This window comes from Halomonas sp. (genome assembly GCF_052095695.1).
Taxonomy (GTDB): Bacteria; Pseudomonadota; Gammaproteobacteria; order Pseudomonadales; family Halomonadaceae; genus Vreelandella.
In genome coordinates, this window is the sequence record NZ_JBQDLQ010000012.1 from 33,437 (window position 1) to 56,475 (window position 23,039).

Genomic DNA, 23,039 nt, shown 5'->3' on the forward strand with positions numbered 1-23,039 from the left:
ACAGGAGAGCGTATGAAACTCGCGCTTATCGGCGCTGGACGCATCGGCAAGGTGCATGCCCAGGCTATTCACTCACACCCGAACGTGACTCTGGCCGCTGTGGCCGATTTTCATCAGCCTGCCGCAAAAGCCCTGGCTGAGCAGTACGGCAGCAAAGCGACCTCTGTTGATGAGATTTTCACGGATGACACCATTGACGCCGTACTGATTGCCTCAAGCACACCTACCCACGCGGAGTATCTGGAACGTGCCGCTCGCGCAGGTAAGGCAGTTCTATGCGAAAAACCCATCGCCCTGGATTTAGCCCGCACGCGCGATGCACTGCAGGTGCTCAGAGACAATCCGGTGACCTGCGCGTTAGGTTTTAACCGCCGCCACGATCCTCAGTTTGCAGCGCTTAAACAGGCGATTACCCAAGGGCGTATTGGGACACTGGAAACCCTGACGATTATCAGCCGCGACCCTTCGCCCCCGCCTGCCGAGTATGTCAGCGACTCAGGCGGACTGTTTCGCGACATGATGATCCATGACCTTGATATGGCACGCTGGCTGCTGGATGAGCCGATCGAAAGCGTTTTTGCCGTCGGCAGTAGCATCATCGACCCAGCCATTGGTGAAGCGGGCGATGTGGATACCGCCATGGTCACTCTCACCACCGCCAGCGGAAAACTATGCCAAATCAGCAACTCACGGCGTGCCAGCTACGGCTACGATCAACGCATCGAAGCCTTTGGTAGCCAAGGTATGCTCCAGGCCCAAAACGAGAGTGACACCCGGCTTCGCTTCACCGGTGACGCAGGCCAAGTGGAAGACAAACCCAAGTGGTTTTTCTTAGAACGTTACGCCGAGGCTTATCGATTAGAGATTGGCGACTTTGTCGATGCTTGGCGCGAAAAGCGTGCTCCTCTTGCAGGCGCCCAGGATGGCTTAGAAGCATTGCGCTTAGCCGAAGCAGCGGTGCGCTCGCTTCATGAAGGTCGTAAAATTCTGCTCGATGCTTCGGTTTAAACAGCTACGTAAGAATTTTTACAAGATGTTTGGCTGACTAAACCGTCGCCGAACCGTTAGGAGAAGCGAAAGATGACTTCACTACTGGTACGCCCCACCGCCCCGGATGCCCAAGGCACCGTGATTGACGTTACCCCCGCCTCCGCTGGCTGGACGCATGTCGGCTTTCGGGTCCATAAACTCACCAAGGGTCAGCGCCTGGAGGCCAGCAGCGATGATCAGGAAGTCTGCCTGGTGCTGCTTACCGGTCGCGCTACAGTAACCTGCGGCGAGCAGCGCTTTGAAAATATCGGCAAGCGTATGGATATCTTTGAGCAGATTCCCCCCTACGCGGTTTACCTACCCAATGGGGTTAGCTACTCGGTGGAAGCAACTACCGCTCTTGAGCTGGCTGTGTGTGCGGCCCCAGGTCGTGGCAATCATGCGCCACGCTTAATAGCGCCTGACAACATCAAGCAGAGCAGCCGTGGCCAGGGCACCAATACCCGCCATGTACACGACATTCTGCCGGAAACCGAGCCCGCTGATAGCCTACTAGTGGTCGAAGTATTCACACCGGCAGGCAACTGGTCGAGCTACCCACCCCATAAACACGATGTGGATAACTTACCCCACGAAACGCTGCTTGAAGAGACCTACTACCACCGTATAAACCCAAGCCAGGGCTTTGCATTTCAGCGCATCTACACTGATGACCGGTCACTTGATGAAACCATGGCGGTAGAAAACGGCTGCTGCGTGCTAGTTCCCAAGGGCTATCACCCTGTTGGCGCTGCCCATGGCTACTCACTTTATTATTTAAACGTAATGGCTGGCCCCAAGCGGGCGTGGCAATTCTACAACGACCCCGACCACGCGTGGCTAATGAAAGCTTGATGGAGCGTCACTTCGCCCGCTAACGTTTCGACAGTGCTATGCTTTGCGACCCCGCTCACGCGGGGTTTTTCACGTTAGGCTCTTCCAGCTATTAATTGCCAAGGATTCATCATGCTCCCTGACTACTCCGTGATCGCCTGGCTACTGATCGTATTTTCCGTTTACCTGACCGGCGTTTCAAAAGGCGGCTTTGCGGGCGGCTTTGGCACGCTTTCGGTGCCGCTTATGGCGCTGGCCATTAGCCCGACCCAGGCAGCAGGTTTATTGCTGCCGTTGCTGCTGGTGATGGACGTGTTTGCGGTGAAGGCGTGGTGGGGCAAGCAATCGAATGCGGAAGTCTGGCGCTTTGTGCCGGGGTTATTCATTGGCGTGGCGGTGGGCACGCTGCTGTTTGGCAACCTAAGCGAGGCAGGTGTAAGGCTGGCACTGGGGGTTCTCTCAGTGGTGTTTGCCGCCTATATGCTATTAAAGCCTGTTGCTAAAAAGCCGATTTCCAGCCGCTGGGCGCTGCCTGCGGCCAGCGTTTGTGGGTTTACCAGTTTTATCGCCCATGCGGGCGCACCGCCGATGAACATGTACCTGATGCCGCGCAAGCTCAGCAAAGAGGCCTTTATTGCCACCTGCACGATCACCTATGCGGTCGTTAACACCATCAAACTAGGGCCTTATGTGTGGCTCGGCGAAGTTAATATGACCAGCGCCTGGGCGTCGCTTTTATTGGTGCCCGTTGCCTGGATCGGCGTACGCAATGGCTTATGGCTGCAAAGTCGTGTTAACGAAGCGCTGTTCTACCGTTTAGTGATCCTGGCTATGTTCGCAGTCGGTATTAATCTGGTGTGGCAGGCCATTTAACATCCACTAGAAACAGAGGTGAATGCCGCCAAGCGCCAGTCTAAGCGCCGCCACCCTTCAACGCTAGCCACCTCGGCCAGTACCGGGTCTGGGTTAACCGCTACGGGGCAATCCACGTACTGCAGCAGCGGGAGGTCGTTGCGGGAGTCTGAGTAGAAGGTGGTGTGGCTGGGGGTGATCTGCTGTTCGGCCAACCACTGTTTTAAGCGCAATACCTTACCGCCGCGATACGAAAAAACACCTTCGCTGCCGCCGGTATAGCGCGCGTCTTCATTGATGCCGAGCTCCACGCTGAGCTCTACCGCCAGCACGTGTTCAATGCCTAAAGTGGTCGCAATCGGCTCGACCAGGTGACGCGACGAAGCAGAAATCAGCACCAGCGTATCGCCTGCCTGGCGATGCGATTCCAGACAGGCCCAGGCCTGTTCAAAAATACGCGGCTGCAAGTGAGTAGCGACGAAGCGCTCGACCTCTTTCTGCACATCTCTCACCCGACGCCCACGCAGCGGCGCCAAGGTCATGGCTAAGTACTCTTCAAGCTTTAGCTTTCCGGCATGATAGGCTTGGTGCATTTGCGCCGCCCGCGCCATAAAGGCTTCAGCATCGCTAATCCAACCTTGCTCTATCATCCATAAATTCCAGCGGTCGCTGCAGTCTCCATCCAAGAGGGTGTCGTCAAGATCAAACAGGGCCAGACGCATGGGGCACTCCTTTCATCGCGGGTTGGCGGCGCGTAGGGTATGCCAAATATGATGACAAGACGATGACGTTGATGGCTGCTCTGATGTTTCATTCTGGCCTACACGGGCGTTTAGCGAGTCATCGCCTCAGGTAGATAAAGAGCAATGCCAGGAAAGATATGCATTAAGGCAATCGCCAGCAGCATGAGTAGAAAAAACGGCAGCGTGGCCTTGGTAATGGTCAGGATATCTTTACCGGTTAATCCTTGAATCACGAACAGATTAAAGCCCACTGGCGGCGTAATCTGCGACATTTCAACCACTACAACCAGGTAAATACCAAACCAAATCAAATCGAAGCCCGCAGCGCTAACCACCGGCATAATAATCGCCGTGACCAGCAGAATCAGCGAAATACCGTCAAGAAAACACCCCATCACCAGCAAAAGCAGGGTCAGTGCTACCAGCAGCATGGTGGGTGAAAGCCCCATTTCACCAATCGCCTGGGCCAGCTTCATGGGCACTTGAGTAAAGCCCATCGCCGAGGTTAAAAATGAGGCGCCGGCAATAATAAACGCGATCATGCAGGCCGTACGGACAGCGGCAAACAGCGAGTTTTTGAAGATATCGCGATCAAAGTGACCGTTAAAACGTGCAATCACAAGCGATAGCACCACACCCACCGCAGCCGCCTCAGTGGGCGACGCTAACCCGCCATAGATTGAAAAGACAATGCCGCCGATCAGTAGCAAAATAGGGACGAGTGACCACGTATTACGCAGCTTTTCCGCAAAGCTCATGTCCGACTCATCTTCACCGGTAAGCCCTTCACGATTGCCTTTAAGCAGCGCCCATAAAATGAGATAGGTCATAAACATTGCCAGGATCATTAAACCGGGACCAATGCCTGCCATAAACAGCCTGGAGATCGACTGCTCAGTCACCACACCGTAGACGATCAACACGATAGACGGTGGAATCAACAGCCCAAGCGTCGAGGCGCTGGCCAGCGTACCAATCGCCATATTGCTGTCGTAGCCCCGTCGTTCAAGCTCTGGTAGCGTCATTTTGCCCACCGTGGCGCAGGTCGCCGCGGAAGAGCCGCACACCGCAGCAAACATCCCGCTACCAATAATATTGGTATGAAGTAACCGGCCAGGCAGTCGATTCAGCCAGGGTGACAGGCCGCGAAACATATTGTCGGCAAGCCCTGAGCGAAACAGTATTTCCCCCATCCAGATAAACATAGGCAGTGCGGTAAGGTCCCAGCCGTAGCTAGCCCCCCAAAAATCTGAGGCTAAGATTGATCCTGGTGAGAACGAGCTGAAGAACTCTAATGCTATCCAGGCAGTGCCGATCAGCGCGAAGGCGATCCACACCCCGCTGCCAAGCAACAGCATAAGAGTAAGAATGGTAGCCAAACTTAGTAATAGCACGCGGGCGTCTCCGGAATAAAAAGCATGAGCTGGATAAGTACAAAGTGAGTTGTCATAGACTTAGCAGACATAACCTCAGTGCATCTCACTGTCATCCGTCGCGGTGGCCTCGCGAAAGCTCGAGGGGTCGCGGGCGGCGATACGCAATGCCATCAACAAGGCTTCGATAAGGGCCAAACATAGCAGGCCGACGCTCGTCGCCAGCACGGTTTGGGGAATCCATAGCGGAATCGACAAAAATCCTGAGGAAACATCGTTATACGCTAAACTTTCTCTTGCCAGCTCAATTAGGCCGTAACTCAGCATTAGGCTGATCGCCAGCGCAATAATTAAACAAAATACTTCAAACCAAACGCGCACGGCCGATGGCAGACGTGCAATCAGCAGCGTCACACGAATATGGGCATGGTGCACAAAGGTGTAGGCTAATCCTAAAAAGGTCGCCCCTACCAGCAGGTAAGAAGCCAGTTCCGAAACGCCGGTAATACTTAAGCCCAGGCGGCTCAAGCCAACCAGTACAAGCAGAGCATCTATCAAGCGAAAGGTCACCTGGAACGCGATGAGCGCACAGATAGCCACCATACACGCCGCTGCTCCCCAAGCTCCCAGACGATAGAGTTTGTCGAATTTAAACGTCATATTCACAGTCTCGCGAAGCACATGGAAAAAGCAGAGGGTCTGGCCAAAGCCAGCCCCTCACAAGAGCTATCAAGATGAGAATTAGCTATCCCGCTGCTCGCGATAGGCTTCCAATGCCTGCTTAGCTTCGTCATCGGCACGCGACTGCCAGTCTTCAAACAGCTTGTCGCCAGCCGACTGTAGGGCAGCGGATATAGCTTCATTAGGCTCAGAAACCGCGACACCTTTTTCTTCCAGCGTGACCAAACTGGCATCGTTATCTTCTTGGCTCATCTCCCAGCCACGTTTTTCAGCCTCAGCGGCAGCTTCCATTAACGCATCTTGAGTTACTTCATCCAGCCCATCAAAACTACGCTGGCTAATGAATACTATATTTTTAGGCAGCCACAGGTTGGCATTGGTGTAATCCGTTACATAGTCCCACGCGGCCATGGAACTGCCGGTGGAGCTGGAGGTAATCATCGCATCCACTCGGCCAGTACTGAACGCGGTGGGAATATCAGATTCCTCGGTTTCCGTGGGGCTGCCACCCAAGTTATCGACGAAACGCTGGGTGTTGATATTAGGAGCACGCACGCGCAACCCTTCAAACTGCGCAGGGTCGGTTAGTGCTTCTGCGGTGTAAATGCCTTGCGCGGGCCACGCAACCGCATACAAGGGAATCAATCCTTGATCAGCAAATAGCTCGGTAATCACGGGCTTAGTCGCTTCCCAAAGCGCGTAGGCATCATCATAGCTACCCGCTACGCCCGGCAGCGTATCGACTTCAAAAATAGGGTCATCGTTGGACAGAACTGAGAGAAATACTTCACCCGCATCAATCGTGCCCCGACGGACCGACGGCTTAATCTCCCCGTGCGCTACCAATGAACCGCCGCTATGAACGGTGATGGTTAGCTCACCATCGGTGGCTTCTGCCACATCTTCGGCGAACTGCTTGGTATTTTGAGTGTGAAAGCTAGCATCGCCATAGGGAGTGGCCATCGTCCATTCGGCAGCGTGAGCCGTGACCGTGAAGCCGCAGGCAGTTGCCAGTAGCAGTGTTGACGTGAGTGTTTTGCGCATCTTGAGAACCCTCTTATGAATTTTAGTAATGTGTTACGTCGGTAGTACCAGAGGAGACACTGGAAGTAACCCAGCGCCCGGAGAAAAGTGGTCTTGTAATATCCATTCACCCTCTGAGCATAGCGCTTGGGCAGTCCATACGGAACGCTCTAGCAATGGTTGACTAATAAAATAAGCATTGTCGTACTGCCAGCCCTCTAAACAGAGTGATGACGCACGTGGCAATACATTAACTATGCAATGTTGAGGCCACTTTTAGCAGTGACTACCGCCAACGCTTTTATCACGCCCTGCTGTTAGCGCGACAAATATATCTTGTCCAACGATCAATCATTTTTAATATCAATAACAATATGATAGGAGCAGTAGAAAATAAAAATCATCAAAAACGATTGGCACTGGGCAAGCCGTGTTCATATATTGTTGGTGGTTTACACGTTAGCTTCCGCTAAGTGAAAGCACCTAAATAACAGGAGTCGCTATGGCCATCCCCCTGCTTAACTGCGATATGGGCGAAAGTTTTGGCAACTGGAGCATCGGCTTAGATGCCGATGTCATGCCCTATGTCGATTGCGCCAATATCGCCTGTGGCTTTCACGCCTCTGACCCTCATGTGATGCGACGTACCGTCAAACTGGCTGTCCAGCACGGCGTGCGTATTGGTGCGCACCCAGGCTACCCCGATTTAATGGGCTTTGGCCGCCGCTCAATGGCCTGCTCCCCGGAAGAGGCTGAAGATATGGTGCTCTACCAAGTCGGCGCACTGGCGGGCATATGCCAAGCGGAAGGCACGCAACTCAGCTACATAAAACCCCATGGCGCGCTGTATAACGACATGGCCGCTAACCTTGCGTTACTCGAAGGCGTGATGCGCGCCGTGCGCGCCTATGACCCCAGCCTGCCGCTGATGGTGATGTCGACGGCCGACGCTGCACCGCACCGCGAGTTAGCCGCCAAGCTGGGCATTACCCTATGGTTCGAGACATTTGCTGACCGCGCCTACGATGCCAATGGCCATCTGGCCTCACGGCGCTTACCGAACGCCGTTCATCACGACCAGCACACTATCGTCAATCAAGCGGTAAGGCTGGCGCAAGGCGAACCGCTTACCGCACTGGACGGCACACCGCTAAAGCTGGCCTGCGACACACTTTGTGTTCACGGCGACAATCCAGAATCAGTGGCCGCCGTGCGTGCCATCCGCGAGGCCTTTCAGGCGTTGGAGCAGGCGTGAAACCGAGCATTCAAATACGCCCTAAAATGCGCATTGAAACGACCGCCATGGACGCCCTGATGGTGCGCCTGTTCGACACCATTGATGAAGCCAATATGGCGTGGGTGATCGCCGCCGACCAAGCCCTGCGCGCCGCCTTTGGGAACGCTTTAATTGATTTAGTCCCCTCATACACCACGCTATTAGTTCACTACGACTGTCAGCAGCTAAATCACAACGATGCCCTGACCGTTATCCACAAGACACTTTGCAACCTTACGCCGGCAGATACCCAAGCGGGTGAACTACACATAATTCCCGTGTGGTATGACGAAAGCGTGGGGCCTGAGCTGCCCCTGGTCGCCAAGCGCGCGGGCTTAAGCGTCGAGGCGCTGGTCGAACAGCACTGCAACCACGACTACTGCGTATTCGCACTCGGTTTCGCGCCCGGCTACGGCTTCATGGGCTTGGTAGATGAAGCGCTAGCCACTCCGCGCTTAAAAACGCCGCGCCGCAAAGTCGCGGCGGGCAGCGTAGGTATTGCCGATCGCCAAACAGCGATTTACCCGCTGCTGTCCCCGGGTGGTTGGAACATTCTTGGCCGTACTAACGTGCCGCTTTTCGAGTATGCCAAGCGTGGCGACCCCCTGTTCCGCCCTGGTGACAAAGTACGGTTTAAAGCGATCTCGCGCGCCGAGTTTGAAACGGACGGTGGTGATACCACCCCGATGGAGGAGCGCTCATGAACCAAGTTGCTACGCGTAAAGCGCCCGCAGGAATGCTTGTTAAACAAGCCGGGCCGCTGGCGTTAATTCAAGATGCCGGACGATTTGGCGTGGGCCATCTTGGCGTGACCCAAGGCGGCGCGGCCGACTGGATTTCTTTTCGATGGGCCAACTGGCTGCTAGGCAACGAGCCAAACAGCGCAGCCATCGAGATTGTCATGGGCGGCGGCTTAAGCCTCGAAACCGAATGCGAAGTGCGCCTTGCGCTAACGGGCGCTGACCTGGATGCCCAGTTAGACGACAAGCCACTGGCGCCGAACACAAGCTTCACCCTGACGCCCGGCCAGCGCTTAGTGTTTCGCCAGCCTCGCCAGGGGTTGCGAGCCTATCTCTCGTTTCCTGGCGGACTAAATGCGCCCGAAGTGCTGGGCAGCCGCGCCTGCACCGCCCGTGAGCAGCTCGGCGGCTTACATGAAGATGGTAAACCGCTGAAAGTAGGCGACCGCTTGACGTGGCAGGGCAATGCCTCAAAGATCAGAAAGCTTCCTGACAGCCAAGCCCTGCGTATGCCCGCAATAGAATGCCGCCTGCCTGTCGTGCTCGGCTCACAAATCGCCACCTTCAGCGGCCGCTCTCTGTTCCAGGCTTTTAATCAGCCTTGGACGGTGGATAACCGCGCTGACCGTATGGGCGTGCGACTCACAGGCCCTGCCCTGAATGGCTCACTGACAGGCATTATTTCCGAAGGCATTCCGCTCGGTGCCGTTCAAGTACCGCCTGACGGCCAGCCCATCGTACTCATGAACGATCGCCAAACGATTGGCGGCTATCCGCGCCTGGGTGCGCTCACCCCGTTCGCCTGCGCGCTACTTTCCCAATGCCTGCCGGGCACCAAGGTATGGTTAACCCCTGTCAGCGCCAGCCAAGCGCAGGCCGATTATCGAGCGCAGCTAAACGTGTGGCGCTAATACGCCAAAGCCCCTCAATTGAAGGGCTTTGTTGAAGGGCTTTGTTGAAGGGCTTTGGCACGACCAGGTTCTAGCGCATTAATGCCTGGCCATCTGCAGTTCTTTAACGACAATATCGCCATCAACCACGATAGGTTCACCATCCAAAAACAGCGAGCAATTGCGCATGGGGATATCGAGATGGCAGGCCGTATCGTTAGTGCCGCCTAGCTCATTATTTGGCCCGGTGGAGAACATGACGTTGCCATAAAAACTGCGCGGCTCCATGCCCATGCCGCCGGGAAACTCACCAGGCACCATACGGTGCCACTTGGCATTAGGGTTCATCCCCCAGCCTACATGGCTCATACCCAGTCCGCGCGGATCATTAAAGCTTTCCATGTAGGATTTAACCAGCTCCGCATCTAGCCCGCCGCGGATATCGGTAATCCAGCCCTTCTCGATGGTGTACGTAATCGGCTCTCTGACGTACATATTCTGAGGCAGCAAAACATCGCCTGGTGCAACAACAATGGTGCCATCAACGCCGTCATCATCACCGCCGGTAAATACAAAACCGGACGGCCAGTGATCCCACCGCCCGGGTTCATCGGTGCAGGCATACTCAGCAACGGTGGCGTATGTATTAAGTTGATAGGTGACATCCGTCCCGTGAGGGGACGTGATGCGCATAACCTTGGCTTTTGCCAGCAACTCGGCGGCTAATTCAACCTTTTCCCTGAGTTCCTGGGTAGGCAGCATTCTGGCCAGTAGTTCCGGTGGCTCAACGGCGGTTAAGATCCGTGTACCTGCCGCTTGAATGGCCATTTGCTCAGGTGAGAAAAGCAGGAAAATACAGTCGATCAGCATATCGCAATTTTTGAGCGCTTCCACCGCGTCGGGCATACTGGCAAGCCCTGTCGCACCCACGCTCCAGCCGCCAGTGGGTAGCGGAGCTGGTAAGCGCATGTGGTACATGTTGGCACCTAAACGCTGGCCTGCGGCCATAAAGGCATCGGCATATTCCAGTCGTTCGCTCCCCTGCGTAAGCACCACGAGCCTTTCACCTTCGTGTACGCCGGACATTTTTAACTGATGGAGACAGATTTCCGTAAAGCCTGCATGATCCATAAAGACTCCTACTTCGCTGGTGTAAAGCTTATATCGTGTTAGGAAAATCTTCTTGAGGGCGTTTGAGCTTGCAATGTTGGGCCTCAAACGCTCTAAATATTGTCAGATAAAACTAAACGTTCGACTCCTGAGCCGGCGGGCTAACCTTGTGGCTGCGCTTTTTACCCAACTCTTCTGATATGGCGTCAAAGAAGGCATCCGTGGCTGCTTGATGAGGCTTGGTCATCAGACTTACGCCAACAAAAAGCACGCTAGCGACGACGATTCCCCATATGCCGGCAGGTAGACCCAGCAGTGAGTTTCCGGTGGCATACATCAGCAGCACAAAGGTGCTAGTGCCGACCACACTGACTAAGGCCCCAGCGCCAGTGCCACGCTTCCAATAGAAAGCGCCGATAATGGCGGGCACCATCGCGACCAGGCCAGACGATGCGGCGACTGAAAGTACGGCAATCAAGTCCAACTGCAGCTCGGCAAAGGCCAATGCCAAAATTGCGATGACAGGCACAACAAACTTACCGACCAGCAGTTGGCGCTTTTCACTGACGTTTGGCTTCACGTTCGCATACACATCACGAGAGACCATAGAGGCCAGCGTCAGCATGATGGAATCAATAGTAGAAACGGCGGCTGCCATAATGCCGACCATCACGATCACACCCAGGACCGGTGGTACAAACTCGGATGCTAGCAGCGTGGGCGTCGCCAAATCGGCACGTGCAAGGCTGGGGAAGGCGGCTAAAGCAGAGAAGCCCCACAGTACCGACACCATGGTGTAGATAAAGCCAAATACTAGAAAACCAATCAGCATTTGACGCATAGCGCGCAGTGAAGAAGGCATAAACAGGCGCTGGCTAACTTGAGGATTAGAAAGACTAAAGAAGAACCAAGGAATCGTTAGCCCTAAGAAAGTAACAAAGCTGAACAAACCTGAGCCCGGCACCGTGAGAGACTGGGGATGTTCAGTTGCCAGAGTATCGAAGAGTGCGCTAAAGCCCCCCAGACCCTGGATAACCAGAAACGCCACCAGCGTCGAGGCCACAATCATCATGATAGCCTGGAGAGAGTCGGTCCACATGACCGAGCGAATTCCCGCTATATAAGAGAAGAAAATGGCGATCACCGTGGCCATGATGACGCCCGTCGTAAAGGTAATCGCGCCGTCGGTAATACCTTGCAACAGATAGCCTACACCCGCCAACTGAACCGCTGAGTAAGGAATCAGGAAGATACAGCTGGCAATGGAAACCGCCATCGCGACATGTTTGCTGTTATAACGATGACCCAGCATTTCACTCGGCGTCACATAACCAAATTTTTTCCCGACGGCCCAAAACTTGGGCCCAAAAATAGCGACCAGCGAGACACCGGCAAAGTAAATAATTTCAAAGCCTAGCGCGCCAACGCCGCCGGCATAGGTGAGGCCTGCCAAGCCCACCATCATAAACGCACTGTAGGTAGTGGCACTGTAGCTCAGCGCTGAGACAAAGCCATTCATCTGTCGATTGCCCAAAAAGTATCCAGACATACTTTCTGCAGCGCCTTGTCGCGACATAATCGCAATGCCTACCGCAATCAATAAATAGATAGCAATAGACCACCAAATGAGTGACTCAGTCATTGCTGTGATCCTCGAAATCTTTAGTGATAAACACGTTCAGCGCAATGACAATTAACCCTGCAACCGCCCAAAACAAGAAACTGCCGTACCAAAACGCGACATTGCTCAGCAGGGTGTAAGGCACTAAATAGCTCAGCAGGATAATTATCCATACGAGCCATATCCATTTACTTCGTTTTCCAAACTCAGGTTTCATAGTCCACCTCGTTTTATTACATCATGGAGTAGAGTGTGTGTTGTTTTAGTGAGGCTGGCGTAAATCAGCGCTACGTTGTTCTAGTTGTTGCCAAGGTGCTTTATCTGGTGCAAAGCGCGCTCGAAGATACATCGCTAAATCAGCGACTTGGGTATTGCTAAAACTGTTGGAAAAACCAGGCATGCTGCCGGCTCCTGGAACGTGGTCTGCGTGGGTACCGCTTAAAATCGACTGAATAACGTTGTCGGGGTGGTCGCTATGAATATTGGTATTCAGCGCGAGTGGCGTACTGGCGCTGGAGAAAGTAGGTACTCCGGTTGCCACATGGCAGGCCGCGCAAGCACCATCGAATAGGCGCTCGCCCGCCTCCAAGCCGGGCGCACTAAGCGTGGTGCTAGCCACACGCTGCTCCGCCATCGCCACCGCTATCTCACTATCGTCCGTCGGTGCCTGCATCTGTGTGGCCACATAGTGGGCAATGGCTCTCACGTCGTATTCAGGCAATTCGGCCAATCCCGCAACGACTGGCGCCATCGGGCCAGAGGCAACGCCATGCAGCGCCGACTCACCATGACGCAAATAGTCGTAGAGCGATGTTTCACTCCAAGCAACCGGCGCACGCGACAGTGCATTGAGTGGTGGCGCCTCCCAGCCATCAACAAAGGCCCCTGAAAAATAATTCTTGCCGCTTTTCTCCGCGCCCATGGCATTGCGGGGGCTATGGCAGGCACTGCAGTGGCCTAACCCTTCGGCAAGATAGGCGCCTCGATTATAAAGCTCGCTTTGCATGGGGTCTGGCTGGAAGGGAGCAGGGTCGTGATAAAGCGCGTTCCAACCGGCCATCAAAGAGCGCACGCTGAAGGGAAAAGCAAGATCGTTAACGGTTTTATCCGATGACACCGCTGGCTGAGACATTAGGTAGGCGTACAGCGCCTGTAAGTCGGTATCACTTGTTTTGGCAAACGCCGTATACGGAAAAGCGGGATAGAGATGGCTGCCATCGCGGCTGATGCCATGGCGCATTGCTCGTTCAAACGCCGCATAGGACCACTGACCAATACCCGTTACCTCATCTGGCGTAATGTTAGTGCTGTAGAGCGTTCCAAATGGGGTTTCAAATGAACGCCCACCCACGTTGGTGACACCATTGTCATCGGTGTGGCACGCTGCGCAATCGCCAGCAGCGGCGACTAGCCGCCCGCGCTCAATGGTATCGATAGAGTAAAGATTGGCGGCTGGCCGAGCAATAGGGGCCACTGCGCCTTTCCATGGCCATGCTATAGCCACCGTGCCCGCCACTGTAGTCAGTGCCGCAGCGGCTAACCAGCGTCGCTTCGCAGGCCGCTGCAGTTTGGCCGAGAGCCCTGCACTCTCCACCGTCGGCTCTTGGAGCGCCTGGCGGACACGCTTAGCAGTAAAGGGAGGCTGGCGAAAACGAATGCCGGTCGCATCAAATAGCGCGTTGGCAATCACGGCAACACCGGGCGACAGCTCAGCCCCGGTTAATACATCGGTAGCAGGTTGGTTAAAAGAAGAAGGCACCCTTTGCGTTGACGGTTGATAGCCGCGCGTAGCCAGTTCGCCTGCTCCAGCAGCGACGGGCACGAGTACATTGCGGCCATCACCCCACTCATCAAACGCAGGGCTTTGCCCCAAAAGTGGGCGAGCTTCACCCAATACCCGCTTTTGGAGCGTTTGCTGAAGACGCGCGGTATCCACATCAGGACCCGTGTCTTGGCCAACAACCAAGCGGGTCAGTTGCACCTCACCGGTAATACGGTTAACCACTACGTCGGCAATCCACGCGGAGCGTACACCAGGTGCCTCACGTAGATCACGGCTTGGCATCTGGGAGTATGCAAAACCGCGACCTCGCAGCAGATCCTGAGGCACTGACGTGGGAGAAATCGGCGACAGCGGCAGCGTCCACTCAGCCCGTTTAGCGACCGACTCTATTAGCGCTATGCCACGCGCATCGTCGAGGTGACGAATACGCAGCTCAATGGGGTCTTGTTCGCTATCACGAGCCACCTCATCTAGAAACGACTCTCGCGCAAACGCCTGCTGAATGTCGACAACAGTAGGATCGCTTGAAAGGTTATTGGATTGGCTTCTTGAAGCAAGATATTGGTCTCGAAAAACGTAAGGTGAAAACGGCGCCGCATCGTTATTATTATCCGAAGCCTCAGCCGTAAGCTCGGTGGTCACGGCCTTGCCACTCAGCCAGAGCCCTACAGCGGCGACCTCACCGATAATACTAGCCTGCTGATAATGATAACGAGCGATCTCACCGCTGCTGGCAAGATCGGCTTCTAGCGTCATCCGCTGTGCCTGCCCCAGCGCCTCTTTATCTTTTGCATAGCGGGCATCAAGCCAAACCGCTACCGGAGCCCCCACCGCCTTAGACATTAGCGCCGCATCGACAGCGGCATCATCGCCGCAATGGCGGCCAAGCCCGGTTGCTTGGCGCGACACATGCGTTTGGTCGAGGCAATAGAGCTCAATCTGGTTAACGGGCAATGCGGTTAAGCGACTTAAATCGTGCTTAAGCGCCAGCGGAGTAACGGTTTCTCCCCAAATATCGAGCTGGTGCTGGCGATAATCCGCGATCACCCAGCCGGGGCTATTTCCCCAATGCATCCGGCTCGGCCAGCCATACTGCTGGCGCATTGATGCCTGCGCTTGAGGGCTTTTTTTAACAGCGCTGAGTTTGAGAGAAGTAAATTCAACAGAACCAGGTGCGCTATTGGTTGGCTGACGCATGGATTGCCATTCAACCTTGAGCTGCTTAGCTGCATCAACGGCCAAGGCCAAACTGCCGGCGACAATACCGACAAAGTCTTCTTCAACCACCACCTCAATAGCACCTGGTAGCGAGCCGATGCTGGATCTATCAACACTAATTAAGCGATCGCTCTCAAACCGCTCGCCATCCCAATGATAGTGAGGTGGGCGTACGACGACGCCATAGCGTGAATGCGCCAATGCCGCAGGAGTGCTCGCCTGATGATGCTGACGACGAGGCCGCTGTCCTTCACTCATGAAGTGGTTCCTGCAGCCGGTTCGCATTGAGGTCAACAGCCAGCCGCGCTGCTTGCAAAATTTCAACGTGGGTACCGCATCGGCACAGATTATGCTCAAGCGCGGCACGAATCTGTTGCGCTGAAGGCTGTGCGTTATGATTGAGCAGCGCACGAACGGTAATAATCATACCGTTCAGGCAGTAGCCACACTGGGCTGCTTGCGCATCAATGAAGGCTTGCTGAACAGGGTCAAGCTGGCCGTTGCTGGCCAGCCCATCAAGCGTGATGACGTCATGGCCAACGGCAGCGGATACGGGTAGCACGCATGTTCGTGCAGCCATGCCATCGATCAATACACTGCATGCACCACATTCGCCCAAGCCACAGCCATATTTAGGCCCATTAAGCGCTAGGTCGTTACGCAGCACATTGAGTAGCGGCGTATGCGGGGAGACCGCCAACTCATGTTCTTGCCCATTGACTGTCAACGTTAGCGTCATAAGGAATCATCATCTTATTGTTAAAACGGCCTTCATGCCTGGATACGGCTTAGCTATTAATTAGATAGTACGCATAAAACCTGCTCGCCAAACACCTTTCGTAGCACTGAATACTCAGCCTATTTTCACTTTCATCGCTAGGCGTGCACCGGTGCAGTGCGGCGATGCTCGAAAACGTGCACAACCAGCGTACACACCATAAAAAGATATTAATAAACATATAGCATTCAATTGATACGTCTTTCAAGTTTTTATAAAAACCATAAAAATACAAAAAAATATATTTAATTCAGACACATATATAATAAATCAATCTATTTGCTCATAAAAAATAATTTTCCCACTAAATCCTTGACCAAAAAATAAATGGTGTATACGTTGTTTATAGCATTAAAAAACTCACTCCCTGAGGCGCTCTGCACGGCGGTGTGTGAATAAAACAGCGAGGCAACGACGATATGAAGAATAAACCCACCATTGCAGTCATTGGTGCTGGTCTTGGCGGTGCCGCGGCTGGCGCACTGCTGCAGCAAGCGGGTTATCCCACCAAGGTGTACGAACAAGCGCCGGCTTTTTCTCGCCTTGGAGCGGGGATTCACCTTGGCCCCAACGTTATGAAAGTCATGCGGCGTATCGGCATTGAGGACAAGCTTAATGCCATGGGGTCACATCCCGATTACTGGTTCAGCCGTAACGGCATGACGGGGGAATATCAGTCGCGTATACCACTGGGTGAGTTTGCTCTCGAAAACTACGGGGCAGCCTATATCACCGTCCACCGTGGCGACCTCCACGAATTAATGGTGAGCACGCTCGATCAGGATAATCTACATTTCGATAAGCGCTTGGTCGATGTCGATGACAGTGGCGATAAAGTCGTCATGACCTTCGCCGATGGCTCAACCGAAGAAGCCGATTTAGTCATTGGTGCTGATGGTGTTAATTCACGGCTGCGTGAGAAATTACTCGGCACTGAAGCGCCTATCTACAGTGGCTGGGTTGCCCACCGTGCGATTATCTCCGCTGAAAAGCTCAAGGCGTACGATTTGGATTTTGAGGCGTGCGTAAAGTGGTGGTCTGAAGATCGTCATATGATGGTTTATTTCGTCACCGGCGACGAAAAAGAGTATTACTACGTGACGGGCGTGCCCGAACCCGACTGGAACCACGGCACCTCCTTCGTCGATAGCTCCCGCGAAGAAATGCGCACGGCGTTTGAAGGCTATCACCCCACCGTACAAGCGCTGATTGACTGCACGGAAAGCGTTACGAAGTGGCCTTTATTGGAACGTAATCCACTACCACTTTGGCATGAAAACCGATTAGTACTGCTTGGTGATGCCTGTCACCCAATGAAGCCACATATGGCTCAAGGCGCCGCTATGGCGATTGAAGATGCCGCCATGCTGGTGCGTTGCCTAGAAGGGGTTGGCGCTGACAATTATCAACGTGCTTTCGAGCTTTATCGCACCAACCGATTTGAGCGTGCCTCGCGGGTACAGCAAGTCTCCCACGACAATACATGGCTACGTGCAGATGAAGATCCGGCCTGGGTCTTCGCCTACGATCCCTTTGAAGTACCACTGAAGCAACCTGACGCGATCAACGAAGGAAGCCCAGTATGAGCAGCACCTATCTTTATGGCGCGAACTTACATGCCAATGGTATTCGCCAGCACTACCTGCGTTTTGGTGACAGCGCTAAGTCCTCACGCCAACCGCTAGTGCTGATACCGGGCATTACGAGCCCCGCTATCACCTGGAGTTTTGTAGCCGAGCGGCTGGGTCAGCACTTCGATACCTACGTGCTGGATGTCCGTGGGCGGGGCTTATCGTCTACCGGCCCCGAGCTCGCTTACGACATCGACACCTGCGCTGACGATGTGATTGCGTTTATTGATGAGCTAGGGCTCGACAATGTCATTCTAGCGGGCCACTCCATGGGCGCGCGCTTTGCGCTTCGCGCCATGAGCCGCGGCGCAAAGGGCATTGCCAAGCTGGTGCTGATCGACCCACCGGTTTCAGGACCAGGACGCCGAGAATATCCCAGCAAGCTGCCGTGGTATGTGGACTCGATTCGTGACTGCACGCGTGGCGCCGACATTGAGACCATGCGTCACTACTGCCCGACCTGGAGTGATGAGCAGCTGCGGCTGCGCGCCGAGTGGCTGCATACCTGCTTTGAGCCGGCCATAGTTCAGGCGTTTGAAGAGTTTCACAGCGTCGATATCCACCAAGACCTCCCCAACATCAACGTGCCTACGTTGCTGATGTGCGCGGGCAAAGGCGGCGTTATCCAGGATGAAGATCGCGCTGAAATGATCGACCTGCTGCCCACCCTGCGGATTACCACCGCGGAAAACGCGGGCCACATGATTCCCTGGGATGATTTCGACGGTTTTTTTGCCGCTTTTGAAGACTTCCTCGGCACACAACTCTAACAAAGGCCAATGATCATGACTCACAGCACCACGACCCAGAACGACTCCAAAAGCTATTCCAAGAACTATCGCATCGGGCAGATCGTGCCAAGTTCTAACATCACGATGGAAACGGAAATTCCGGCCATGCTGGCGGCACGGCAGCTAATCCGGCCTGAGCGTTTTACCTTCCACTCCAGCCGTATGCGCATGAAAAATGTCAGCAAGGACGAGTTGGCGGCGATGGACGCTGAGTCAGACCGCTGCGCATTGGAGCTTTCCGATGCCGCAGTCGATGTGATGGGCTACGCCTGTTTGGTCGCGATCATGGCCATGGGGCCTGGCTATCACCGTGAATCACAACAGCGCTTACGCAGCCGCACCAAAGAGAACGGCTGCGATACGCCGGTGGTAACGAGCGCTGGCGCGCTGGTCGATGCACTAGGCGTGATGAACGCCAAACGCGTTGTCGTGGTAGCGCCCTACATGAAGCCACTCACCGAGATGGTGGTCGACTACATTCGCCAAGAAGGCATTGAAGTGCTTGATTATCGGGCACTCGAAATCCCTAACAACCTGGATGTCGCCCGCCACGATCCCGCTAATCTTCCTGGCATTGTGGCGAGCCTCGATTTAAGCAACGTCGATGCCATCGTGCTATCAGCCTGTGTACAAATGCCATCGCTAGCGGCCGTTGCCAAGGTAGAAGCCTTAACGGGCAAGCCAGTGGTCACTGCTGCTATCGCCACTACCTACGCCATGCTTAAAGCGCTCGATTTAGAGCCTATTGTGCCCGGCGCTGGTGCCTTGCTGTCAGGCGCTTACTAGGAACAAATATCATGACGCCCTCTAACCAGACAGCCAGCGGCAAAGGCGCTGACGATCGCTCTTTAGACGACAACTACAAAGGTGTTTGGGATGGCCGCATTGGCTTTGGTCACAAGCCTGCGCTGCTAGTGGTCGATTTCATGCAGGGCTACACCACGCCTGGCTCGCCGCTGTTTGCCCAGGGCGTGGTGGATGCCGTTGCCAATATGCCCTCACTGTTAGACGCAGCCCGGCATAGCGGCATTCCTGTCATCCACACCAACATCCTGTATCACGCGCCGGATCAAATTGATGGCGGCATATGGGTGAAAAAAGCGCCGGTAATGCGCGCCATGGTAGCGGGCAATCCTTACGCCGCGTTCTGCCCAGAGGTAACACCGCGTGAGGACGAGCTGGTGATGACCAAGCAGTATGCCAGCGCCTTCTTCGGCACCTCGCTTGCTTCAACGCTTGTCGCGATGGGGATCGATACACTGATCATCACCGGCTGCTCAACCAGCGGCTGCATCCGTGCCACTGCGGTTGACGGCCTACAGCACGGCTTTCGCGTGATCGTCGTGCGCGACTGCGTCGGCGACCGCCACCCAGCGCCCCACGAAGCCAATCTGTTTGATATCGATAGTAAGTACGGGGATGTCATTAGCCTGCATGAAACCTTGGATTACCTAGCCACTAGCTAGCTATCCGCGTTCATTTTTTCGAGCAGATGCATCAGCGCAACGCGCTCTGCGGGATTGAGGTTCTGCATGGTTTGATCGCTGATTTGCTTGGCGCTGGGTACCATATTTTCTACCAGCTCAGCGCCCAACTCAGTGATGACCACCATGACTTTTCGTTGGTCCTTGGGGTCCGTGGTCAGCGAGATCCATCCGCGGGCCTTGAGGCGTTTAATAACGCCACGGATCGTCGCCGGGTCTATCGCCGTGACGTTGACGATATCAGTTAACGAGCTGGGACCACGTTCCATTACCGTGCACAGCGTCACGAACTGGATCGCCGTTAACTGTTTATCGCTACTGTATCGCTGAAAAATAGCCGTGTGGCGCTGATAGGCTTTGCGTAGCAGGTGCCCCACTTGTTCTGAAAAATCATAGCCTTGCTCTGAAGGCGTAGGATGCTCACCGGCCGACGAGTGATGAAGCGCACTATCCGTTGTCATTCAATATCCTTAATGTATTGGCGCCGAGATGTACTGAGTATGGCACTGATGATCAGGGGCACGTAGCAGCCCACGAAATACTGCTTGCGTGAGAACAATTCACCATGCTTTTATGGCGTATACGCTATAATTTTACCTTACTTATCACCAATTCATCACCTCAAATACATTAATTTAAAAGATAGCTTTGGAAGCGGTTATGGCGGATAAATCAAACTATACAAGACAGTCACTGCTGCATGAGCCAGATCTTCTGGTTGTCTATAGAGACCCTATAACGCCGCCCAAACCAGCTCCAGGTCAACCTGGCACGCTTTCTCTTTTCACACCCATTGAGCCCGAGATATTCATCGCCATCTTGAGCGATAGCCATATCGTGGCGTTCAACGGACACGTAGATCTCGGCACCGGCATACGCACGTCACTGGCACAAATCGTAGCGGAAGAGCTGAGTACGGCGTTCGATAGTGTCACCATGGTGCTCGGCAATCCCTTTGATGTGCCCAACCAAGGACCCACCATCGCCAGTGCGACGATTCAGATTACCGCGGAACCTCTTCGCCGTGCCGCGGCACAGGCACGCGAATATTTGCTCACACTGGCTGCCAAACACTTTGGCGTCGAGCGCTCCCTACTTAGCTGCCAACACGGCGCTATTCATTTCAACAGTACTATCCAGCCCAACGACAAGCATCACCCGCCGATAAGCTTTGGAGCATTGCTAAAGGGTGCACGCCATGCGTTGAAGCTAGATGATCGCGCACCGCTCAAGCCCGCCAGCGATTACACGCTAGTGGGTCGAGCCATGGCTCGTGTTGATATCCCTGACAAAGTCACGGGCAAATTAACCTTCGTCCATGATTTTCGCCTTCCCGGCATGCTGCATGGCCGAGTGATTCGCCCTTCTTATGTAGGTCACGATAACGGCGCGTTTATCGGCACTAGCTTGATAGCCGTTGATAAAAGCTCTGTCGCTCATTTGCCCGGCGTGATTAGCGTTGTGGTGATAGGGGATTTTGTCGGTGTCGTTGCTGAGCGTGAAGAACAAGCCGCCGCTGCTGCTAAACAGCTTAAAGTTGAGTGGCGCCCGGTCGAAGGGCTTCCCCAACTGGACAATATTGAGCAAGCGCTACTGGATTTACCCAGCAAGCAGCGCATGCTTATCAACGAAGGTGATCTAGATAGCGCGCTTAGCGTGGCCAGCCAGCAGCTCAATCGCAGCTATGTTTGGCCTTTTCAACTGCATGGCTCGATAGGCCCTTCTTGCTCAGTGGCTGATGCTAAAGCTGGCGCGCTTCACGTCTGGTCGGGCACACAGAATCCACATAGTTTGCGTGCAGATTTAGCGCGCCTAACCGGCTTAGATGAGAGTGTCATTACCGTCACTCGCATGGAGACGTCAGGCTGCTATGGCCGCAACTGCGCTGACGATGTGGGCGCGGACGCCGCGCTTCTTTCCCAGGCAGTCGGCCGCCCTGTTCGCGTGCAGTTAACGCGCGAGCAAGAACACACGTGGGAGCCCAAAGGAGCCGCTCAGTACATGGCTATTGAGGGTGGGCTGAACGCGGACGGTAGCCCAGCAGGCTATCGTTTTAGCTCACGCTATCCTTCTAACAGCGCACCGACACTGGCGCTGCTGCTGACAGGTACAACGCCGCCGATCGATATCCCCTTTGAAATGGGCGACCGAACATCAGTGCCGCCCTATCATTACCCTCATCGGCAAATCATTTGTGACGATGTGCCAACGCTTGTGCGCGCTTCTTGGCTGCGTGGCGTCTCGGCATTACCCAATACCTTCGCTCATGAAAGCTACATTGATGAACTGGCCTGTTTGGCAAACGAAGATCCCGTCGCCTACCGATTGCGTAACTTGCCTGATGACCGCGCCTGCGAGCTGATTGAAGCGCTCGTGCAGCGTGCAAACTGGAAAGCAGGTGTCGCCAATGCAAATCCGAAAAACGACGCTGACTGGTGCTATGGCCGAGGCTTCGCTTATGCGCAATACGTGCACAGTAAATTTCCAGGTTTTGGCGCGGCACTCGCCGCCTGGGTTGTCGAGCTTAAAGTGAATACGAAGAGCGGACGTATTGTCGTGGAACGGCTATTCGTAGGGCAGGATGCAGGCCTAATGGTGAATCCTGCCGGCGTTCGCCATCAGGTACATGGCAATGTCATTCAGATGCTAAGCCGCACCTTAAAAGAACGTGTCACCTTTGAAGATAGCCTACCCACCAGCAGGGAATGGGGCGGATATCCAGTGCTGCGTTTTTCTGATCTTCCAGCAATTGATGTCATGCTGCTTGATCGCCCGGAACTACCGCCACTAGGCGTAGGAGAATCCACATCACTACCCGGCGCTCCCGCGATTGCTAATGCGCTCTTCGATGCAACAGGCGTACGCTTCACTCACCCTCCTTTTACCCCTGAGGCCGTTCGCGAGATGCTTAAATCGGCTTTATTTTAACAATAAAAGGGTAATTAAAACGAGCGATTAAAAGCATCACTTACCGGCACTTAATTTAATAAATATAATTATATTTAGGCATCATGATTGCCATTCAACAAAGTAGAAAATATTTTGCTTCTCAGCAGTGGCTCGACTGGCTAAAAGCGTATCGGTCGTGAGCAGAAAAACACCGCAAAAAAAATAACAAGACATTGATCTTTAATCAAAAAAATCACAATAAAATAAAAATTTCTATTAACTCCTAGAATTAA

The 23,039-nt window shown here is 54.2% G+C and carries 21 protein-coding genes; 11 read left to right on the forward strand and 10 right to left on the reverse strand.

Features of this window, described 5'->3' with window-relative positions:
* The first annotated feature begins 12 nt into the window (after positions 1 to 12).
* The 3 genes from iolG (at position 13) to ACTH5D_RS04040 (ending at position 2,736) form a co-directional block, all read left to right on the forward strand.
* A complete protein-coding gene (gene iolG, locus ACTH5D_RS04030; RefSeq protein WP_441668583.1) occupies positions 13 to 1,008 on the forward strand; it encodes an inositol 2-dehydrogenase in 996 nt (331 codons plus the stop codon).
* A gap of 72 nt (positions 1,009 to 1,080) precedes the next feature.
* On the forward strand, positions 1,081 to 1,884 hold the full coding sequence (gene iolB / locus ACTH5D_RS04035; RefSeq protein ID WP_441668585.1) for a 5-deoxy-glucuronate isomerase: 804 nt from the start codon (positions 1,081 to 1,083) through the stop codon (positions 1,882 to 1,884).
* 111 nt (positions 1,885 to 1,995) lie between these two features.
* Positions 1,996 to 2,736 (forward strand): sulfite exporter TauE/SafE family protein, encoded by a 741-nt coding sequence (locus ACTH5D_RS04040; protein ID WP_441668587.1) that lies wholly within the window; start codon positions 1,996 to 1,998, stop codon positions 2,734 to 2,736.
* Here ACTH5D_RS04040 and ACTH5D_RS04045 read toward each other — a convergent pair.
* The 4 genes from ACTH5D_RS04045 to ACTH5D_RS04060 form a co-directional block, all read right to left on the reverse strand.
* Positions 2,733 to 3,437, reverse strand: a complete 705-nt coding sequence (locus ACTH5D_RS04045; protein ID WP_441668589.1) for an HAD family hydrolase — start codon at positions 3,435 to 3,437, stop codon at positions 2,733 to 2,735. The genes ACTH5D_RS04040 and ACTH5D_RS04045 overlap by 4 nt on opposite strands.
* A gap of 110 nt (positions 3,438 to 3,547) precedes the next feature.
* A complete protein-coding gene (locus ACTH5D_RS04050; protein WP_441668591.1) occupies positions 3,548 to 4,852 on the reverse strand; it encodes a TRAP transporter large permease in 1,305 nt (434 codons plus the stop codon).
* 75 nt (positions 4,853 to 4,927) lie between these two features.
* Positions 4,928 to 5,491 (reverse strand): TRAP transporter small permease, encoded by a 564-nt coding sequence (locus ACTH5D_RS04055; protein ID WP_441668593.1) that lies wholly within the window; start codon positions 5,489 to 5,491, stop codon positions 4,928 to 4,930.
* An 81-nt stretch (positions 5,492 to 5,572) separates the two neighbouring features.
* Positions 5,573 to 6,556: a TRAP transporter substrate-binding protein gene (locus ACTH5D_RS04060; protein ID WP_441668595.1), complete on the reverse strand. Its 984-nt coding sequence runs from the start codon at positions 6,554 to 6,556 to the stop codon at positions 5,573 to 5,575.
* A 481-nt stretch (positions 6,557 to 7,037) separates the two neighbouring features.
* On the opposite strand from ACTH5D_RS04060, the gene ACTH5D_RS04065 reads away from it, so the two are divergent.
* Genes ACTH5D_RS04065 through ACTH5D_RS04075 form a run of 3 tightly spaced genes read left to right on the forward strand, consistent with a single transcriptional unit; the run spans position 7,038 to position 9,462 of the window.
* Positions 7,038 to 7,790: a 5-oxoprolinase subunit PxpA gene (locus ACTH5D_RS04065; RefSeq protein ID WP_441668597.1), complete on the forward strand. Its 753-nt coding sequence runs from the start codon at positions 7,038 to 7,040 to the stop codon at positions 7,788 to 7,790.
* 26 nt (positions 7,791 to 7,816) lie between these two features.
* On the forward strand, positions 7,817 to 8,515 hold the full coding sequence (pxpB, locus tag ACTH5D_RS04070) for a 5-oxoprolinase subunit PxpB (protein WP_441668633.1): 699 nt from the start codon (positions 7,817 to 7,819) through the stop codon (positions 8,513 to 8,515).
* Entirely contained in the window at positions 8,512 to 9,462 is a 951-nt protein-coding gene (locus tag ACTH5D_RS04075; RefSeq protein WP_441668599.1) for a biotin-dependent carboxyltransferase family protein, read from the forward strand. The genes pxpB and ACTH5D_RS04075 overlap by 4 nt, the downstream gene beginning before the upstream one ends.
* 78 nt (positions 9,463 to 9,540) lie before the next feature.
* Here the strand turns inward: ACTH5D_RS04075 and ACTH5D_RS04080 are convergent, their stop codons facing one another.
* The 5 genes from ACTH5D_RS04080 to ACTH5D_RS04100 form a co-directional block, all read right to left on the reverse strand.
* Positions 9,541 to 10,572 carry a leucyl aminopeptidase gene (locus ACTH5D_RS04080; protein WP_441668601.1) on the reverse strand — a complete coding sequence of 344 codons (1,032 nt, stop codon included), beginning with the start codon at positions 10,570 to 10,572 and terminating at the stop codon, positions 9,541 to 9,543.
* A 112-nt stretch (positions 10,573 to 10,684) separates the two neighbouring features.
* Entirely contained in the window at positions 10,685 to 12,193 is a 1,509-nt protein-coding gene (locus ACTH5D_RS04085) for a sodium:solute symporter family protein (protein WP_441668603.1), read from the reverse strand.
* Positions 12,186 to 12,389 (reverse strand): hypothetical protein, encoded by a 204-nt coding sequence (locus tag ACTH5D_RS04090; protein WP_441668605.1) that lies wholly within the window; start codon positions 12,387 to 12,389, stop codon positions 12,186 to 12,188. The genes ACTH5D_RS04085 and ACTH5D_RS04090 overlap by 8 nt, the downstream gene beginning before the upstream one ends.
* Before the next feature lie 45 nt (positions 12,390 to 12,434).
* Entirely contained in the window at positions 12,435 to 15,431 is a 2,997-nt protein-coding gene (locus ACTH5D_RS04095; protein WP_441668607.1) for a c-type cytochrome, read from the reverse strand.
* Positions 15,424 to 15,912: a (2Fe-2S)-binding protein gene (locus ACTH5D_RS04100; protein WP_441668609.1), complete on the reverse strand. Its 489-nt coding sequence runs from the start codon at positions 15,910 to 15,912 to the stop codon at positions 15,424 to 15,426. Before ACTH5D_RS04100 ends, ACTH5D_RS04095 begins: the two co-directional genes overlap by 8 nt.
* 458 nt (positions 15,913 to 16,370) lie before the next feature.
* On the opposite strand from ACTH5D_RS04100, the gene ACTH5D_RS04105 reads away from it, so the two are divergent.
* From ACTH5D_RS04105 to ACTH5D_RS04120, 4 genes are read left to right on the forward strand one after another with little or no spacing between them, the layout of a single operon-like run.
* Positions 16,371 to 17,537 (forward strand): FAD-dependent monooxygenase, encoded by a 1,167-nt coding sequence (locus tag ACTH5D_RS04105; protein WP_441668611.1) that lies wholly within the window; start codon positions 16,371 to 16,373, stop codon positions 17,535 to 17,537.
* On the forward strand, positions 17,534 to 18,352 hold the full coding sequence (locus tag ACTH5D_RS04110; protein WP_441668613.1) for an alpha/beta fold hydrolase: 819 nt from the start codon (positions 17,534 to 17,536) through the stop codon (positions 18,350 to 18,352). Before ACTH5D_RS04105 ends, ACTH5D_RS04110 begins: the two co-directional genes overlap by 4 nt.
* A gap of 15 nt (positions 18,353 to 18,367) precedes the next feature.
* Positions 18,368 to 19,159: a maleate cis-trans isomerase family protein gene (locus ACTH5D_RS04115; protein WP_441668615.1), complete on the forward strand. Its 792-nt coding sequence runs from the start codon at positions 18,368 to 18,370 to the stop codon at positions 19,157 to 19,159.
* 11 nt (positions 19,160 to 19,170) lie between these two features.
* A complete protein-coding gene (locus ACTH5D_RS04120; RefSeq protein WP_441668617.1) occupies positions 19,171 to 19,839 on the forward strand; it encodes an N-carbamoylsarcosine amidohydrolase in 669 nt (222 codons plus the stop codon).
* Here the strand turns inward: ACTH5D_RS04120 and ACTH5D_RS04125 are convergent.
* On the reverse strand, positions 19,836 to 20,318 hold the full coding sequence (locus ACTH5D_RS04125; protein ID WP_192535794.1) for a MarR family winged helix-turn-helix transcriptional regulator: 483 nt from the start codon (positions 20,316 to 20,318) through the stop codon (positions 19,836 to 19,838). The two genes, ACTH5D_RS04120 and ACTH5D_RS04125, sit on opposite strands and share 4 nt — an antisense overlap.
* A 199-nt stretch (positions 20,319 to 20,517) precedes the next feature.
* On the opposite strand from ACTH5D_RS04125, the gene ACTH5D_RS04130 reads away from it, so the two are divergent.
* Positions 20,518 to 22,785: a molybdopterin cofactor-binding domain-containing protein gene (locus ACTH5D_RS04130; RefSeq protein ID WP_441668619.1), complete on the forward strand. Its 2,268-nt coding sequence runs from the start codon at positions 20,518 to 20,520 to the stop codon at positions 22,783 to 22,785.
* Positions 22,786 to 23,039: the final 254 nt, after the last annotated feature.

Bases quoted from the DNA above. Each gene is read 5' to 3' on its own strand.
- iolG (WP_441668583.1), top strand. From the start codon at position 13: ATGAAACTCGCGCTTATCGGCGCTGGACGCATCGGCAAGGTGCATGCC.
- iolB (WP_441668585.1), top strand. From the start codon at position 1,081: ATGACTTCACTACTGGTACGCCCCACCGCCCCGGATGCCCAAGGCACC.
- ACTH5D_RS04040 (WP_441668587.1), top strand. From the start codon at position 1,996: ATGCTCCCTGACTACTCCGTGATCGCCTGGCTACTGATCGTATTTTCC.
- ACTH5D_RS04045 (WP_441668589.1), bottom strand. From the start codon at position 3,437: ATGCGTCTGGCCCTGTTTGATCTTGACGACACCCTCTTGGATGGAGAC.
- ACTH5D_RS04055 (WP_441668593.1), bottom strand. From the start codon at position 5,491: ATGACGTTTAAATTCGACAAACTCTATCGTCTGGGAGCTTGGGGAGCA.
- ACTH5D_RS04060 (WP_441668595.1), bottom strand. From the start codon at position 6,556: ATGCGCAAAACACTCACGTCAACACTGCTACTGGCAACTGCCTGCGGC.
- ACTH5D_RS04065 (WP_441668597.1), top strand. From the start codon at position 7,038: ATGGCCATCCCCCTGCTTAACTGCGATATGGGCGAAAGTTTTGGCAAC.
- pxpB (WP_441668633.1), top strand. From the start codon at position 7,817: ATGCGCATTGAAACGACCGCCATGGACGCCCTGATGGTGCGCCTGTTC.
- ACTH5D_RS04075 (WP_441668599.1), top strand. From the start codon at position 8,512: ATGAACCAAGTTGCTACGCGTAAAGCGCCCGCAGGAATGCTTGTTAAA.
- ACTH5D_RS04080 (WP_441668601.1), bottom strand. From the start codon at position 10,572: ATGGATCATGCAGGCTTTACGGAAATCTGTCTCCATCAGTTAAAAATG.
- ACTH5D_RS04085 (WP_441668603.1), bottom strand. From the start codon at position 12,193: ATGACTGAGTCACTCATTTGGTGGTCTATTGCTATCTATTTATTGATT.
- ACTH5D_RS04090 (WP_441668605.1), bottom strand. From the start codon at position 12,389: ATGAAACCTGAGTTTGGAAAACGAAGTAAATGGATATGGCTCGTATGG.
- ACTH5D_RS04095 (WP_441668607.1), bottom strand. From the start codon at position 15,431: ATGAGTGAAGGACAGCGGCCTCGTCGTCAGCATCATCAGGCGAGCACT.
- ACTH5D_RS04100 (WP_441668609.1), bottom strand. From the start codon at position 15,912: ATGACGCTAACGTTGACAGTCAATGGGCAAGAACATGAGTTGGCGGTC.
- ACTH5D_RS04105 (WP_441668611.1), top strand. From the start codon at position 16,371: ATGAAGAATAAACCCACCATTGCAGTCATTGGTGCTGGTCTTGGCGGT.
- ACTH5D_RS04110 (WP_441668613.1), top strand. From the start codon at position 17,534: ATGAGCAGCACCTATCTTTATGGCGCGAACTTACATGCCAATGGTATT.
- ACTH5D_RS04115 (WP_441668615.1), top strand. From the start codon at position 18,368: ATGACTCACAGCACCACGACCCAGAACGACTCCAAAAGCTATTCCAAG.
- ACTH5D_RS04120 (WP_441668617.1), top strand. From the start codon at position 19,171: ATGACGCCCTCTAACCAGACAGCCAGCGGCAAAGGCGCTGACGATCGC.
- ACTH5D_RS04125 (WP_192535794.1), bottom strand. From the start codon at position 20,318: ATGACAACGGATAGTGCGCTTCATCACTCGTCGGCCGGTGAGCATCCT.
- ACTH5D_RS04130 (WP_441668619.1), top strand. From the start codon at position 20,518: ATGGCGGATAAATCAAACTATACAAGACAGTCACTGCTGCATGAGCCA.